Annotated in this window: 14 protein-coding genes and 1 tRNA gene; 10 read left to right on the top strand and 5 right to left on the bottom strand. The window is 46.3% G+C overall.

The features are described 5' to 3' along the window. The 5 genes from U869_RS0105370 to U869_RS30460 all read left to right on the top strand — a co-directional run. Window positions 1-742: sensor histidine kinase (locus tag U869_RS0105370; protein ID WP_198530693.1), on the top strand; the 742-nt coding region annotated here is incomplete at its 5' end. A gap of 2 nt (window positions 743-744) precedes the next feature. After that, window positions 745-1,716: a hypothetical protein gene (locus tag U869_RS0105365; protein WP_025121638.1), complete on the top strand. Its 972-nt coding sequence runs from the start codon at window positions 745-747 to the stop codon at window positions 1,714-1,716. Next, the gene (locus tag U869_RS0105360) at window positions 1,658-2,077 is read left to right on the top strand and encodes a hypothetical protein (protein ID WP_157834715.1); all 420 of its coding nucleotides are present in this window, start codon (window positions 1,658-1,660) and stop codon (window positions 2,075-2,077) included. The genes U869_RS0105365 and U869_RS0105360 overlap by 59 nt, the downstream gene beginning before the upstream one ends. A gap of 54 nt (window positions 2,078-2,131) precedes the next feature. Continuing rightward, the gene (locus U869_RS0105355) at window positions 2,132-3,388 is read left to right on the top strand and encodes a DNA cytosine methyltransferase (protein ID WP_025121636.1); all 1,257 of its coding nucleotides are present in this window, start codon (window positions 2,132-2,134) and stop codon (window positions 3,386-3,388) included. Then, window positions 3,388-3,861: a very short patch repair endonuclease gene (locus U869_RS30460; RefSeq protein ID WP_255328467.1), complete on the top strand. Its 474-nt coding sequence runs from the start codon at window positions 3,388-3,390 to the stop codon at window positions 3,859-3,861. The genes U869_RS0105355 and U869_RS30460 overlap by 1 nt, the downstream gene beginning before the upstream one ends. 531 nt (window positions 3,862-4,392) lie before the next feature. On the opposite strand, the gene U869_RS0105350 is transcribed toward U869_RS30460, so the two are convergent. Both U869_RS0105350 and U869_RS0105345 read right to left on the bottom strand, forming a co-directional pair. Further along, complete coding sequence (locus U869_RS0105350) at window positions 4,393-5,607, bottom strand: integrase arm-type DNA-binding domain-containing protein (RefSeq protein WP_025121635.1); 1,215 nt, start codon at window positions 5,605-5,607, stop codon at window positions 4,393-4,395. 195 nt (window positions 5,608-5,802) lie between these two features. Further along, window positions 5,803-5,879, bottom strand: a tRNA-Arg gene (locus U869_RS0105345). A 377-nt stretch (window positions 5,880-6,256) separates the two neighbouring features. On the opposite strand from U869_RS0105345, the gene U869_RS0105340 reads away from it, so the two are divergent. The 4 genes from U869_RS0105340 (at window position 6,257) to ybcJ (ending at window position 9,431) form a co-directional block, all read left to right on the top strand. Next, the gene (locus U869_RS0105340; protein WP_157834714.1) at window positions 6,257-7,135 is read left to right on the top strand and encodes an ankyrin repeat domain-containing protein; all 879 of its coding nucleotides are present in this window, start codon (window positions 6,257-6,259) and stop codon (window positions 7,133-7,135) included. 27 nt (window positions 7,136-7,162) lie between these two features. Further along, window positions 7,163-7,984 (top strand): hypothetical protein, encoded by an 822-nt coding sequence (locus U869_RS0105335; RefSeq protein WP_025121633.1) that lies wholly within the window; start codon window positions 7,163-7,165, stop codon window positions 7,982-7,984. Window positions 7,985-8,341: 357 nt separating this feature from the next. After that, window positions 8,342-9,208 (top strand): bifunctional methylenetetrahydrofolate dehydrogenase/methenyltetrahydrofolate cyclohydrolase FolD, encoded by an 867-nt coding sequence (gene folD / locus U869_RS0105330; protein ID WP_025121632.1) that lies wholly within the window; start codon window positions 8,342-8,344, stop codon window positions 9,206-9,208. A gap of 10 nt (window positions 9,209-9,218) precedes the next feature. Further along, window positions 9,219-9,431 carry a ribosome-associated protein YbcJ gene (ybcJ, locus tag U869_RS0105325; RefSeq protein WP_025121631.1) on the top strand — a complete coding sequence of 71 codons (213 nt, stop codon included), beginning with the start codon at window positions 9,219-9,221 and terminating at the stop codon, window positions 9,429-9,431. Window positions 9,432-9,501: 70 nt separating this feature from the next. On the opposite strand, the gene U869_RS0105320 is transcribed toward ybcJ, so the two are convergent. The 3 genes from U869_RS0105320 to U869_RS0105310 are packed head-to-tail and all read right to left on the bottom strand — an operon-like array spanning window position 9,502 to window position 12,292. Then, window positions 9,502-10,215, bottom strand: coding sequence for an MgtC/SapB family protein (locus tag U869_RS0105320; RefSeq protein WP_025121630.1), 714 nt, complete (start codon window positions 10,213-10,215; stop codon window positions 9,502-9,504). Window positions 10,216-10,223: 8 nt separating this feature from the next. Continuing rightward, entirely contained in the window at window positions 10,224-11,459 is a 1,236-nt protein-coding gene (locus tag U869_RS0105315; RefSeq protein ID WP_025121629.1) for an MFS transporter, read from the bottom strand. 11 nt (window positions 11,460-11,470) lie between these two features. Further along, a complete protein-coding gene (locus tag U869_RS0105310) occupies window positions 11,471-12,292 on the bottom strand; it encodes an MBL fold metallo-hydrolase (protein WP_025121628.1) in 822 nt (273 codons plus the stop codon). Window positions 12,293-12,670: 378 nt separating this feature from the next. Between U869_RS0105310 and U869_RS0105305 the strand changes: the two genes are divergently transcribed. After that, window positions 12,671-14,848 (top strand): extracellular solute-binding protein, encoded by a 2,178-nt coding sequence (locus U869_RS0105305; protein WP_025121627.1) that lies wholly within the window; start codon window positions 12,671-12,673, stop codon window positions 14,846-14,848. The last annotated feature ends 36 nt before the right edge of the window (window positions 14,849-14,884 follow it).

Below are 14,884 nucleotides of genomic sequence, written 5' to 3'. Positions count from 1 at the left end.
TTCAATGATCACGGGTATAGAAAAAGAATACAATCAAATGAGAAATGTGATGACCTCTTCGGGTCTCAGCGGGCTAAATATTTCTGTTATTTTTCATGAGATTGAACGTGAAATTGATTCACTCCACCGAGCAATAATGAAAGATGATGCCGTTATTGAAGAATTGAGAGAGAGATCATCTAATTTAGTTAGCATCCTTGAAAGTTTTAGTTCACTGCTGAAAAAAAGGAAATCAGAGAAATTCACTGCCAGTGAAGTTATTGATAAAGTCTCAGCACTTTCGATACATAGATTTAAACACCATAATGTTTCTCTCTCTGCTCCTGTATTAGTGGATGATAAAGAGTCTGATTTTTTACTTCATGCACCATTTGGTATCATACAAGCAGCCATAACGAATATCGTTAACAACTCTTTATATTGGACTCAAGCTAAAGAAAAACTGACAAAAAATAAAGATTATGTGCCTGGTGTAGGCATTTACTGCCTACCAAATTGGTATGACGAAGGCCCAGCAATTACTATTGTGGATAATGGTGATGGGTTTAGTATACCACCAGAGAGTGCTGTACAACCATTTATCGGAAATAGACCTGGAGGGATGGGGCTTGGATTATATTATGCAAAAACAGCGATGGAATCAATTGGTGGTAAATTGATTATCGACTCAGTTGAAAACTTGAAACTACCCAAGGCATTTGATGGCGCAGCAGTTTCGTTAATATTTAAAGGGAATAATTAAGTATGTTACCTAGAGCGAAAGTAATTGTCGTTGATGATAATGAAGATGAACTAAAAAAACTCTCTGAAGCATTCTATAACTCAGGAATTCCTTGTCTTCCTTTGCAATATGACTCTAGAGATAGAGTAAAAAGATATGGCATAGAAAAAAGCACTGATATTCGCTGGTTGTTTATAGACCTCCATTTGGAGCCAGGTACTAATTCTGAGGCAGCATATCTGGTAGGACCAATAAAAGAGGTTATAAGTCATTTAATTGGCGGAGGAATATATTCCTTAGTATTTTGGTCAAAACACACAGATAAAGCTCAGGAGATAATAGATAGGATAAAAAACGATGATGTCCTATCAAAGGATATACCACCACCTGTCAGTTATGCATGCATAGATAAACATGTCTTTATTGAAGACGCGACAAAACTGAAAGAGAAATTAAATAGCATATTGTCTGATAACAGGTTAGTTAGTTCAATGTTGCGTTGGGAAAATGCAGTAGCTAATGCATCTTCAAACATATTAACAAAAGTTCATCAGCTTGCAAAAAACAATAACTCTTGGGATCTTGATAAAACAAATGAAAATATAAAAAACATTATTAGTCTATTAGCATATGAAGCATCAGGTTTTAAAGTGGCAAAGGATGACGCTAATACCAGCTTAAATAAAGGGTTATTTAACCTCGTAGAAGATGATTATGCTAACATTACAAAAAAAAACATTTGGTCAGAATTTGTTTTTGCATCCAATGCACAATTGAAAAAAGTTTCAACAGATATAAAAGTAAAGTTGAATACATATATTTTAGCTGAAGAAATATGCTCCGATAAGAATGGGGAGACATTATATAAAAAAGGCGTCATAAGTTTTATTGACAGAAAAAATACTAATATAAAGTTGCTTTTTTGGAAATACAGACTTGGATACCATCATTCAGGAAGAATTTACTGGAGTGGAGCAAAAAGTAGACCTGAGTAGCATTATTCTAGGTGTTATTGAAATTAGCCCTGATTGTGATCACGCAAATAAGAAGATCAAAATACATCGCTTTGTTTTAACCTCCCTTATTCCATCCAATCTATTTACATCTGAATGCTGGGATAAAATAAATAAAGCACAACATGAAGGCATATTTAAGGAAGCTCCCGATATTTTATATAAAGAAAAACAGTATAAGCTACTCCTATCGTTTAAATATATCATATCCATTCCTGTTTCAGATGAGAATATGAGAATGTTCGGACGTGAAGCATTTAGATTAAAAGACGATATACTGGTAAAAATCAGAACAGAGATGGCACGTTATATTTCCAGGCCAGGATACACAGCCATCCACTAGATTATGCTTGTTTTTTGTGTTAAAATGTAGAGATATGATATATTAGGAATTTTTATGGATAAGTCTCTACATTTTCTCGATCTTTTTGCTGGAGCAGGCGGTCTGTCTGAGGAATTTATTCGTGCCGGTTTTACACCGGTAGCGCATGTGGAATCTAACAAAGCAGCTTGCTTTACACTAAGAACTAGGGCGGCTTACCACTGGCTAACAAAAGAATCGAAATTAAATATTTATGAGGATTATCTAAGAGGAGAAATTTCTCGTAATACTTTATATAAAGAAATCCCTGCCGAAATCATTGAGTCTGTTATTAATGAAGAAATAAAAAGTGAATCCCTTAGTGAGATTTTCACTAAAATAGATAATTCAATAAAAAGTAAAAAAATAGATATTATTATCGGTGGTCCGCCATGCCAAGCATATTCATTGGTGGGGCGTTCTCGCTCAAAAAATCGGATGATAGGTGATAAAAGGAATTATCTTTTTACTTATTATGTGAAATTTTTAGAGCGTTATCAACCAAATTATTTTGTTTTCGAAAATGTTACAGGCTTGCTTTCAGCTAAAGATGAGAATGGAAACCTTTATTTTAATATAATGAGAGAACTGTTTCGTGCAGCAGGTTATCAAACAGAATATAAGATCTTATCTACTGACGAGTATGGTATTCCTCAGGCGAGAAAAAGGGTCATACTTGTAGGAAAAAAAGGGAGTACCTTGGGTTTCTATCCTGAGCCGGATAAGCTCCCCATTAGGTTAACTGTAGATGATGTTTTTTCTGACTTGCCGAAGCTATTATCAGGTCACGGTGAAATATTTCAATATAAAGAAAAAAAACCACACTCTTTCCTAATAGAAAGTGAGTTGTGTGATTCAAAAAACTATATTACATGGCATACAGCCCGTCCTCACACTCAGCAAGATTTAGAAATATACAGAATAGCAGTAGAAAAATGGAATAATGGTCACCAACGGATAGACTATAATTCTCTTCCCACACGTTTGAAAACTCACCGCCAACGTGTATCTTTTTTAGATAGGTTCAAAGTAGTTGCTGGTGATTTGCATTGCTCACATACTATCGTCGCACATATCGCTAAAGATGGCCATTATTATATCCACCCAGATATAAGTCAGAATCGCTCCTTAACTCCAAGAGAAGCGGCTCGCTTGCAGACATTTCCTGATAATTATTTCTTTGAAAGCGCTTCAGGAAAGCCAAGTAGAACAGCAGCATTTCTGCAAATAGGAAATGCTGTTCCTGTATTACTAGCTGAGAAATTAGCTCTAAAAATAAAATCGAGTTGGTGATGGATGTTCACTCCAAACAACAACGAGCCAGGAATATGAGAGCGATCCGCTCTAAAAATACTATTCCAGAGAAAATGATATCAGAAATTTTATTTTCATTAGATGTAGATTACACTTCGCAAAATAATTCAATCTATGGGAAACCTGATTTTTTATGTTCCGATTATAAGTCAGCAATATTCGTTCATGGGTGTTTTTGGCATCGGCATTTGTGCTATATGTTCAAATGGCCAAAAACAAGACCTGCCTTTTGGGTTAAAAAGTTGACTCAGAACGTAAGGAGAGATCACCATGTTATCAATAAGTTAAATCAAGCAGGTTTTAAAGTTCTTGTTATATGGGAATGCTCATTAAGAGGGAAAGTGAATATCCCAACATATATTATTAGAGACTATATAGAAGAATGGTTATGTGCCAGTGATGATAATTGCGAAATATCATCACTTGGTATTAAAACATTATCTAGATCTTAAATAATGGCCATGCTTTTTTGCAACGGCAAATATAATGAACCCAGAAACTTACAGAAAACTATGATTTATTGACTCCTTACCTAAAATGATTCAGATAAAGTCTTAGTCTATTATAAATATACTGTCAGCTAACAGCACGCAAACAGTTGTGTTCCTAATGGTTCGTCTGACACTGCGCGCCATCTCTTGATGAATAATCCCATCTCAATTAACACACAACATGCCATAACCCGTCACATGCAAAATCTTGTTGACAGTACATTTACTCATTAGTTTTTTGAACGATAATCACTAATAAAAAGCCATTGTCGGCCTTATTATTTTTTACTCTCAGCACATCATCAACATTATTACCTGAAAAGTGAAATAATTCGTGCTGATTAAAATAATAGCGTCAGCATCGCTACTGGCGCTATTAGCTTACTGTAATAAACAAATTTAGAGACCATCGTTGATGTTCTATGCCCATACCAACGAACATCCAGACATCTTTACGGCCAATTAAAACAATCCTATTTAATGATACAATCTTTAAGCCCTACGCCCAAACTCCCCATGCACCACACTTCCTCCCAGCTCCAAACTGTCCATATAATTCGCATACCACTGGAGCATCTCTCTCCGCTGCTCCAAATACTGCGCATGGTTGTAAGTACCACGAATCGTGTTCTTATCGACGTGAGCAAGCTGTAACTCAATCCACGCTGTGTTATAGCCCTGTTCATGCAGAATGGTACTCATCGTGTGCCGGAAACCGTGCCCTGTAGCCTTACCATGATAACCAATACGTTTCAGCACCTGGTTGATACTTGCCTCACTCATTGGCTTTGTAATGTCGTTACGGCCAGGAAAGACAAGCTTAAAACGCCCAGTAATTGCATGTAGTTGCTTTAACGCATCCTGCACTTGCTCAGATAGCGGAACCATATGCGGGCGTCCCATTTTCATACGTTCGACAGGAACTTCCCAAATACCACGCTCAAGGTCGAATTCTTCCCACTCGGAAGCACGGAGCTCAATAGTTCGAACCCCTGTCAAAAGCAAAATACGGGTTGCAAGCCGAGTAATCGGGCTGCCACTGTATTTAGCCAGGGCATTCAGGAATTCAGGTAATTCATTGGCCAGGAGATGAGGATAGTGTTTGGACTTCGCGGTGGTAAGTGCTCCCGCGAGCTCTGATGCAGGGTTGTTCTCCGCTCTACCGGTAACAATCGCATAGCGGAAAACCTGATTACAGGCCTGACGGATTTTCCGAAGCTTATCAAAAACACCTCGAGCTTCCAGCTTGCGTAGGGCTTCCAACATTTCCAGAGGTTTGATTTCAGCAATCGGTCGTTTACCAACATAAGGAAAAATATCGTTCTCAAAACCTTCCATCAGGTCTTCAGCGTATCCCTTCGACCAATTAGGGCGTTTGTATTCGTGCCACTCTAACGCTATGGCTTTAAAGTTGCTTTCAATACCTGCTTTACGAATTTGCTTATCAACCTTCTTCTGCTCGCCAGGGTCAATGCCTGTGGCAACTTGCCTTTTGGCCTCATCCCTGCGTTGGCGAGCATCCGAAAGTGTAATTTCAGGATAAACGCCCAACGCCAATGTCTTCTGCTTCCCATCAAAACGGTACTGCAAACGCCAATACTTGGAACCATTAGGATGCACCATCAAATGCATCCCTTCGCCATCGGTGAGCTTGTAAGGCTTTTCCGTTGGTTTTGCACTTCTTACCTTCACATCGGTAAGCGCCATTTGCTGCCCTCCGTTGCTGGTTGTTGGTATAAGATTTCATTGAACAGGAATGTACCATCACATATACCAACAGATAGTACTTGATGTGGGTTGATACGGGTAGAATCAGGTAGAGTTTCTACGCGCCAAAATCAGCTAATTAACTGAATTTCAGGCATAAAAAAAGACGTCAGTTGACGTCTGTTTACTTCAAAATGGTACGCCCTACAGGGCTCGAACCTGTGACCTACGGCTTAGAAGGCCGTTGCTCTATCCAACTGAGCTAAGGGCGCATTGAAATGCGGATGCGGCAACCGAAGTTGCGGAGTTGGATTATACGGTCAGAGGTCAACGAGTCAATGGATTTTGTTGGTGTGCTAGCCGCCAACGTGCTTTATGGTGATTTTTCAAACAAATCAACGGCTAAAAGCAAACCTAACGCAATGATCTGATTACGTAAATCTCAGGTCATAGAGATCCCTTTTCTCACCTTATCCCTCAGACCTGTGGCTTGGAAGGGCGAAGGTTGTTCACGTCCAGCCAGCTAAACAGTCACATAAGCATAAAATTTATTCTTTAAAAACAGAGTAATAAACAAAAACACTCGTTGATGTGACCGACAGGTGTTGATCTTCTGGACCAAATTTACTTACATCAGTTGCTAGATTAGGTGTGCCGCCCGGATGGCGTAATCAAAAGGACAAGTAGGATGGACGACGATAAATCACTGCTCTATGCCTGTGCAATCAACGATCTGGACCTGATAAAACAAAGGCTGAAGAATGCCAAATATGCACAGCTAAAAAAAAGCAGCCAGGAAACCGGGACACCACTGCATGCAACAGCCTTGCATGGCAACAAGGAAGCTATTGATTTGCTGCTCGCCGCCGGCGCGGATATTGAAGCAGGGAATTTTCTGCGCGACAACGCAATGCACGCCTGCATCAAAGCCGGGAAGCTGGATATCGCCAGATACCTGATTGAGAAGGGTTCCGACATTAACAAAAAAGGCTATCAGAACCGTCATGCGCTCAACCAGCTGATTTGCTATGCGTGGGACCGTGAATTTGCTGAGTATCTGCTCAGCAAGGGTTGTGACATTTTGCAAACCTCGCGAGACGGTTACAGCATGCTCAACGATGCGGCATGTTCGAACAACACCGATGCGATCGATTTTTTGTTGAAAAACGGGATCGACAAAAGCGATCTCAATTCGGCGTTGTGCTGGGCGATCCTGAAAAATGCCTCTGCGGCCACCCGGTACTTACTCGATCAAGGGTCCAGCCTGGAAGAAATGTACGCGGCAACCAAGGGCCTGGAAAAAGGGCTTTATCACACGCTGGCTACCAAACAAAACAGCTCTGACCTGATCAAACTGCTGATCAGTCATGGCATGGATTTCAACAAGCCGCCGGTACGTGCAGTGGTAGTGGGTATAGACAAAACAAAATTGAGTCCGCTGGCGTACGCCAAGGCGCTTTTTAGCAAATGGCCCGCAGCCGTTTATCTGGCAGACAATATCCGCGTGATGGAAGAAAGCACCGCCTGAAACAGCGGCAGAAAAAGGAGCATTACCATGTTTGGATGGGGTAAGAAGAAACCAAAAACCGTCGAGGTCACCTTAATTGAACTCGGCAAGGATGAAGCTTTTGGCGTTTCACCAGTACCAGTCGACCAATTGCCGGATACTTTTGAAATCAATACCACGCTGCATCTGGGCGATGTGGATTGGCAGGTTGTCGAGGCAAGGCCCGCCACAAAAGCCGAATTCAGGGAAACGGGTAAGGTAACCGTGGTGTTGGCCAAACAGGAAATTTTCAATATCGATCCGACCAAGGTGCTTTTCAGCCTGCCAACAATCACCAATGACATGGCGATGGTGGAGGATGTCGCCTCACTGGAAAACGTACTGGTGCTGCACGAAGACGACTGGCGGCAGTTTGAATTTCTCTCTGTCAGCTTGCATGAGCTGGTGCAACAGGAAGTTCAGGACATTCTGGCGATTTATCACACGCAACGTGAGGAGTCCGGTTTCAAGCAGATTCATGTTCGTAAACGCATTGCCGAGCCGCTGCTTGATGTTGCTCTACCGCTCGAATCGCTGGCGCAGGCATTTGGCGTTGAAAAACGATTCAGCGGAGTGGCCTTCAATAACGCCGCGGCCACCATCGTCAATGGTTTTGCCTGGCAAACCACTTCCGGCTGGATCTTTTGGGGGCAAACCGATGCACAAGGTAACCTGGCTGTGTTGTGTCTGCTACCACCTCACGACGCTGACGCCGCGAGCATGGCAAATAAAATCGACGACTTTGTGCTGGCTCATGATCTGCTACTGATCGATTGGGTCAACGTTAGGCAGTACGGGAAGGGTGAAGACAGTTTTAGCCTTTATGAGTAGAGACGGAGAAATTCTGCTGCTCATGATGATGTATTTTGCGCACGGCTAACGGGAGCTCCGCTTGTTGAGTCGGCGGGCTTTTCCCCAGATTTCCGCTAGTCAGCCTCTGGTTTGCCCCTGTCAGGAAAACTTCCACTTTCATGAACCTCCCCATCGCCAGTGGCGATGGGGTAAAAGAGCCTGCGTCTGGAGATAAAAAACGTCGAGGATCATTCCCTTGCTGTAAAAAAGCATCAACCACGACGCAATCGTGTGCTTATTCTCAACATAACCCCGATCCAAAGCCTGACAGCGCGCCTCTCTTCTGACAAAATAGCGCCATCCCCCGCTTTTCTTAAATGATGGATTTCCTCACTGATGGCAGCAAAGATTATTGATGGCAAAACGATTGCTCAGCAGGTTAGAAACGAAGTAGCTGAGCAAGTGAAACAACGTCTGGCCGCTGGCAAGCGCGCGCCGGGCCTGGCAGTGGTACTGGTTGGTGAGAATCCGGCTTCGCAGATTTATGTCGCCAGCAAGCGCAAGGCCTGTGAGGAAGTGGGTTTTATCTCCCGTTCTTACGATCTGCCTGCCTCCACCACCGAACCTGAATTGCTGGCGTTGATCGAGCAATTAAACGTCGATAAAGAAATTGATGGCATTCTGGTACAGCTCCCACTGCCTGCGGGCATTGACAACGTGAAGGTGCTGGAGCGCATTAGCCCGGATAAAGACGTGGACGGTTTCCACCCGTATAACGTTGGCCGTCTGTGCCAGCGTGCGCCCAAACTGCGTCCTTGTACCCCACGTGGCATTGTCACTCTGCTGGAACGCTACAACATCGATACCTATGGCCTGAACGCCGTGGTCGTCGGCGCTTCCAACATCGTTGGCCGCCCGATGAGTATGGAGCTGTTGCTGGCTGGCTGTACCACCACCGTTACGCATCGGTTCACCAGGAACCTGCGTCACCATATCGAAAATGCCGATCTGTTGATCGTCGCCGTGGGCAAACCGGGTTTTATTCCTGGCGATTGGATCAAACCGGGCGCGATCGTGATCGATGTCGGCATCAACCGTTTGGAAAGTGGTAAAGTAGTCGGCGACGTAGACTTCGAAGCCGCAAGTGAACGCGCGGCCTACATTACTCCGGTTCCAGGTGGCGTCGGCCCCATGACCGTTGCTACACTGATCCAAAATACCTTGCAAGCCTGCGAGGAATTTCACGACGTTCAACCTAAATAAGTAAGGCAGTATGGAAATTTTTAATCTGGAAAGTCACCCTCACGTCGAACTGTGCGACCTGCTGAAGTTCCAGGGCTGGTGCGACAGCGGCGGTGCCGCGAAAGAAGTGATCGCCGATGGGCAGGTCAAAGTAGACGGTCAGGTCGAAACGCGTAAGCGCTGCAAGATCGTAGACGGCCAGAAGGTCAGCTACAAAGGTATGAGCGTCACGGTTAAAGCCTGATTGCTCAAGCGCCAAGAAAAAAATGCCGGGTCAGCCAAGCTACCCGGCATTTTTGATCCGCTAAAACGGCCTAATGCTCCAAGGCAACCGAGCATACATGGTCAATCCCGCACAGCATGTTGTAGAGCTCATCAAGGGTCATCCTTTTCCTTACCGTCAGCTTAAAGTTCACTTCAATCTTGCGTCTTTTGATGTCGCGTATCGTCATCGCATCGATCAGGTTTCTCTGCTGGTTAAGCTGGGTCATCAGGCAGGGCAGCCCTTCCTTCTCATCGAGTATCAGACGTACCTTAACCTTCCCCAGATGCTGGTTCCTTGATTGCAGCAAGAAAATATAGGGGCTGATCTTTATCGCCAACAAAAACAGCGCCGTCGCCAATAACGCATGCAGATAGAAACTGGCTCCACAGGCAATACCGACGCCCGCCGATGCCCAGACGATCGCCGCGGTCGTCAGACCGGAAATCGCATCATCACGACGATGCAAGATGACACCTGCCCCCAGGAAGCCGACCCCACTGATAATCTGGGCGGCCAGCCGCATCGGGTCGCTGCGGATATTGACGGAAATCTCGGCGTAATACTCCGCAGACTGGATCGACACCACCGTTAATACGCAACTGGCGACGGCTATAATCACGCAGGTTTTAAATCCAACGGGCTTGCCTTTGGATTCGCGCTCCAGGCCAATCACGCCCCCCAGAACAAACGCCGCGACTATCTTGCCTACCGTTGCCAGGTGGAGCGGCCCCAACCCGCCCAGCACCGATAACAGGCTGTCCATGTTGCTCCCTATTGCTTAGCGGGTTTCATGGCCGCAGGTGTTTTCTCCTTCGAAAGATCGTCTTTGAAGAAAATGAAGAAGAATACCGAGACCACGGCGGCGATAATCGCCGAGAACAGCCAGAAGCTTTCCCACTGCGGCAATGCTTGTGGCCCCTGCTCCGTCACGGTGTTGTTGAAGATCTGGCCGCAAATGGTGGAGGCGAACAGCAAGCCAAAGCCATTGGAGACGATAAAGCGCAGGCTCTGTGCCTGAGCTTTGATTTCCGGCCGTGCTTTGCGGTCAACATAGATATCCCCTACCGTAAAGAAGAAGTCCCAGCAGAACCCTTGCAGCATCAGGCCAATCAAGACAAACGTCATATTGGCATCGAGCGCGGCCTGGGAGAACAGCACCGAGCGGATGATCCAGCACACCGCCCCCATCATCAACGTCACCTTGAAGCCCGCTTTCAGCAGGAAGAACGAAAGCAGGAACATAAACACCACTTCGCAGGCGATCCCTACCTGCATCATGGACGCAGCGTTATCAAACCCAAGCGCTTTCAGGAACACCGGAATATAGGCGGAATAGGCCGTTTTGGGGATCATCAATACAAAGATGCTCAGCATCAGAATGGAGAAGTTGCGATCTTTGAATAATGACAACGCATCCAGGCACAGCAAATCACGCAGGGCGAAGCTGCTGCCCTTGGCCTTCGGAGGCGTATCCGGCAGGGTGAAGCAGTACAGCCCTAATGCCACCCCGGCAGCCGAAGCAATGTACCAGGTCATGGTATCGCCGGAATATCCCATCTGCCCGATGATGAACCCTATCACCATAAAGCCGAAGGTGCCGAACACGCGGGTCACCGGGAAATACTTCACGCCGTTGATATGGCTGAAGCTGATACTGTTAGCCAGCGCGGTAGTCGGATAGAACAGCAGGCCGACCAGGAAGATCATCACGAGCGTCATGGTGGTGTCCTGCGCTTCAATAAACTGTGGTACACACAGGATCACCCCGGCGTTTATCAGGTGCAGGATCGCCATGACTTTCTGCGAAGCAAAGAAGCGGTCGGCGACCATGCCGATAAACAGCGGCGAAAGTATCGTTGCCAATCCCAGCAGCGCATAGGATGAACCGATAATGGCGGCCATGCCGTAGGTACTCAGCACCAGGCCCATCGTCATATTCCAGGCGCCCTGCATGAAGTACTGCACGAACATCATGATCAGCAGGCGAGGAGTCTTGTTAAAGTCCATGAGATCTCCCCCTACGCCACGTTAACGATCAGGCCGTCATAAGCGACGGTGATGTTTTTATCGCGGCAGGCCGCTACCAACTCCTCATGCAGCAATTTGCCGCTGTGAGAAATATGCGACACCACGATCTGGCTGCCAGCATGCAGGCATTCCATCGCACGCAGTTTCTCCTGCGCTGCAAAAACGGTTTCCAGGCTCATATGGTTGTCGGTGCGATCGTCGCCGTTGAAACCGTAGGTGCATTCCAGCACCACCAAATCCAACGCTTTACCCTCTAGCCACTGCCAGGTCAGTTCCGGGAACCAGCCAGAGTCATGTCCATAGAAAATCGTCTGGCCGTCTTTTTCGATCACATACACGTAGCACAGCTCCCACTTGGCATGGTTGGCCAGCAGCGGTGTGATTTTGTAGCCATGGCTTTCGACGGTGACGAAGGGCACCAGGCAGTGGAAAGCAAAGCGCTGTTTGCTATAGCCCGGCAATACCGCAGCACAGCCGTTGATCGCCCTGTCATTACCAAAAATCTCCAGCGGGTGATCAATATTGAAGCCGTAACCCTCCATGCGGCTAAACAACTCGCCGACGTTGAAGTGGTCTGGATGTGTATGAGTGAACAACAGATCGGTGATGCCACTCGCATCCAACCCATCACGCAACAGCTGTTGGCTAAACTCTGGAGCGACATCGATCAACATCACATTATCAACAATCGCCGAGGAGTGGGTACGCAGATCTTTCCCCTTCAGGAAACGGGCCTGTTGGCAATGGTCACAGCGGCAAAACGGATTGGGGATCCCTTCAGAGGCAGCCGATCCCAGGAAATGTATTTTCATTTTTTATCCTTTTTATTCAGTAAATTACTGACCTATCGTTCCTAACCCTTGCGGCAAATTGCACTGCTTAATTGATTTTGGAACGTGTCAATAATAATCCTGAGAATAAAAAACGGTTAACACCGCAAGCAACATTGGTGATCGACTTCAAAATATTTAATTAAATATCAATAAAAAACAATAAATTATAAAAATAAATAATAACAATAAGTTAAATTTAAGTTTGTTTTCATTTTTATTTAACGGAACGGTTTAAAGCATAAATAATGCTCAACAAAGTGTGGAACGATCCAAACTTTATGATTAAAAGGAAATCGAGATAGCGAAGTGGCCATGCCGGTGTTAGCATCAAAACAGGTCGGTCAAAGCGGTAGGAAAATGGCAACTATCAAGGATATAGCAATGCTGGCGGGGGTCTCACACGGCACCGCTTCCAACGTCCTGAATGGGCGCGGCAACGTCAGCGTTGAGAAGATCGAGGCGGTCCAACGAGCTGCCCAGCAAATGGGATATCAGATCAATGCCCAGGCACAGTCACTGCGTGCCAGTAAAAACAGTGGCGTAGCGCTGATCCTGCCCGATATCAACAACGAGCAATATCACCAGCTCTACCGCGGGCTCCAGCAATCATTACAATCCTCTTTCCCGGGCGCTCTGGATCTTTACGTCACCAACGATCTCCCCTCTGCCGAAACGGATATCTTGCAGACGCTGGCGGCAAAATCCTACCAAACCATCGTTACCGTCTCTTGTCTGGCCGACAGTGAGAGTTATTACCAGACGCTGCGGTTGCCAGCGGAACAGATCCTGTTTGTTTATCGCCACCCAACGCAGGCGCAGTCCAAATTCAGTCTGGATTTTGGTCAGGCGGGTCAGGCAATTGCTACTGAGGTCGCCCGCAGTCGGCCTGCACATGTAGGTGTGCTTTGTGAGACTCTCACTTATACCAACAGCCGTTGCTTTGTCGATGCGTTGAAAAATACGCTGGCGCAGCTAAGCCCATCGACCCAACTGACGGTCATGCCATCACCGGCCAGCGAATGCCATACCGCCGCGTTTACTTTTTTTGCTGACCAGCCACCACAAATCCTGATTGCCCAAGACACTGAGAAAGGCCGCTGCCTTACGCAGGCAGCCTATCTGGGTAGCGCAGACCCCTGCCCCCCGATCTGGCAATTGAGCGACAATGAACCCCCTGTGGTAAGCAATCAGCACAACTATCAAATGGATTACGCCCGGCTGGGTCTGGAAATTGCCCGCCATATCTGTGGTTCGGGATCGCAAGTTGGCGAGCTGATACTGGAGAACCGTGGATTTGCTCTGGATGTCAGTTACGCGCCAGCCACGCGACAGCAGGCAGAGTCACTAAATATGCTGATCCTGCCCAGCCCCTCTACCGATGCGCTGAAGAAGCTGTTGCCGCACTTCTATCGCCAGACCGGCATCAAGGTTAACCTCGCCGTTTATCCTTATGATGAAGTGTTTGAAATCCTCTCGAACCTGCATCTGCATCCGTACTATGATTTACTGCGTATCGATATGGCCTGTCTTCCCTGGTTTGCGGAAAAAGCCCTCACGCCGTTAGCAGAAATTGCGCCAGAACTGCCAGACTTGCTGAATAACTTTTCGGCAGAAATCGGCCATCATTTCAGCCAGATCGACGGTAAAGCCTATGCGCTACCGTTTGATGCCAGTACCCAGTTGCTGTTTTATCGTCGCGACCTGTTCGATGACCCCACGATCAAACGCATGTTTTATGAGAAATCGGGCAAAGAGCTGAAAATCCCAACGAGTTTTGACGAGTTTGATGATATCACGGCCTTTTTCACCGCAATTCATCAATCCGGCAACCCGCAGCGTCCGGTAGGCTCATCAACCACGCTTGGCAGTTCTGGGCTGATTGCTACCGAATATCTGCTGCGTTATTACGCCCTGGGGGGAAGGTTGGTGCACCAGGATAAACCGGTGCAACTGGAGCCTGCATTGGCCGTCGAAGCGTTGCGGCAATATCAGCAGCAACTTACCGTCACCACCAATCTGAACAGTGAATGGTGGAACAGCTCGGTGGCCCAATTTGAGCAGGGCCAACTGGCGATGTTGATCATGTATATGAATCTGTTCAACGACGTCGCTCACAGCCCTTTATCACCCGCAATTGGTTACGCCCCCGTTCCGGGCAACACCCCGCAGATGGGCGGTGGCTCACTGGGTATGTCCCGTTTCAGTGATAAGAAAGCGCAGGTAGAGCAGTTCTTTCGTTGGCTGTATTCGGCAGAAATTACCGAGCATCTGGTGCTGTTAGGCGGCAACAGTGCCCATCGCAGCATCTATCAAAACCAGCGTATCCTGCATCTCTATCCGTGGTTCAATTTGCTGAGGGATAATCCCAGCAGCGGCATCCGCGAATCCCGGGGTTTACAGGGTGAGTTGTTTAACCTGCGCCATGCGGAGATCATTATTGGTCAAGGGGTGACGAACGTGGTGAACAAAATCATGTACCCAGAGCAGGCTATTGCTTACATCAACCAACGTCTGCTCAACGAGGCTCATGCCTGAGGCACAAAAAAACCGGGTGACAAACGTCACCCGGTT

Source organism: Serratia sp. H1w (assembly GCF_000633355.1).
In the GTDB taxonomy this organism is placed as follows: domain Bacteria; phylum Pseudomonadota; class Gammaproteobacteria; order Enterobacterales; family Enterobacteriaceae; genus Chania.
The sequence above is the reverse complement of the archived record's forward strand: the minus strand, read 5'-3'. Positions and strand labels throughout refer to the sequence as shown.

Bases quoted from the DNA above. Each gene is read 5' to 3' on its own strand.
- U869_RS0105365 (WP_025121638.1), top strand. From the start codon at position 745: ATGTTACCTAGAGCGAAAGTAATTGTCGTTGATGATAATGAAGATGAA.
- U869_RS0105355 (WP_025121636.1), top strand. From the start codon at position 2,132: ATGGATAAGTCTCTACATTTTCTCGATCTTTTTGCTGGAGCAGGCGGT.
- U869_RS30460 (WP_255328467.1), top strand. From the start codon at position 3,388: ATGGATGTTCACTCCAAACAACAACGAGCCAGGAATATGAGAGCGATC.
- U869_RS0105350 (WP_025121635.1), bottom strand. From the start codon at position 5,607: ATGGCGCTTACCGATGTGAAGGTAAGAAGTGCAAAACCAACGGAAAAG.
- U869_RS0105335 (WP_025121633.1), top strand. From the start codon at position 7,163: ATGTTTGGATGGGGTAAGAAGAAACCAAAAACCGTCGAGGTCACCTTA.
- folD (WP_025121632.1), top strand. From the start codon at position 8,342: ATGGCAGCAAAGATTATTGATGGCAAAACGATTGCTCAGCAGGTTAGA.
- ybcJ (WP_025121631.1), top strand. From the start codon at position 9,219: ATGGAAATTTTTAATCTGGAAAGTCACCCTCACGTCGAACTGTGCGAC.
- U869_RS0105320 (WP_025121630.1), bottom strand. From the start codon at position 10,215: ATGGACAGCCTGTTATCGGTGCTGGGCGGGTTGGGGCCGCTCCACCTG.
- U869_RS0105315 (WP_025121629.1), bottom strand. From the start codon at position 11,459: ATGGACTTTAACAAGACTCCTCGCCTGCTGATCATGATGTTCGTGCAG.
- U869_RS0105310 (WP_025121628.1), bottom strand. From the start codon at position 12,292: ATGAAAATACATTTCCTGGGATCGGCTGCCTCTGAAGGGATCCCCAAT.
- U869_RS0105305 (WP_025121627.1), top strand. From the start codon at position 12,671: ATGGCAACTATCAAGGATATAGCAATGCTGGCGGGGGTCTCACACGGC.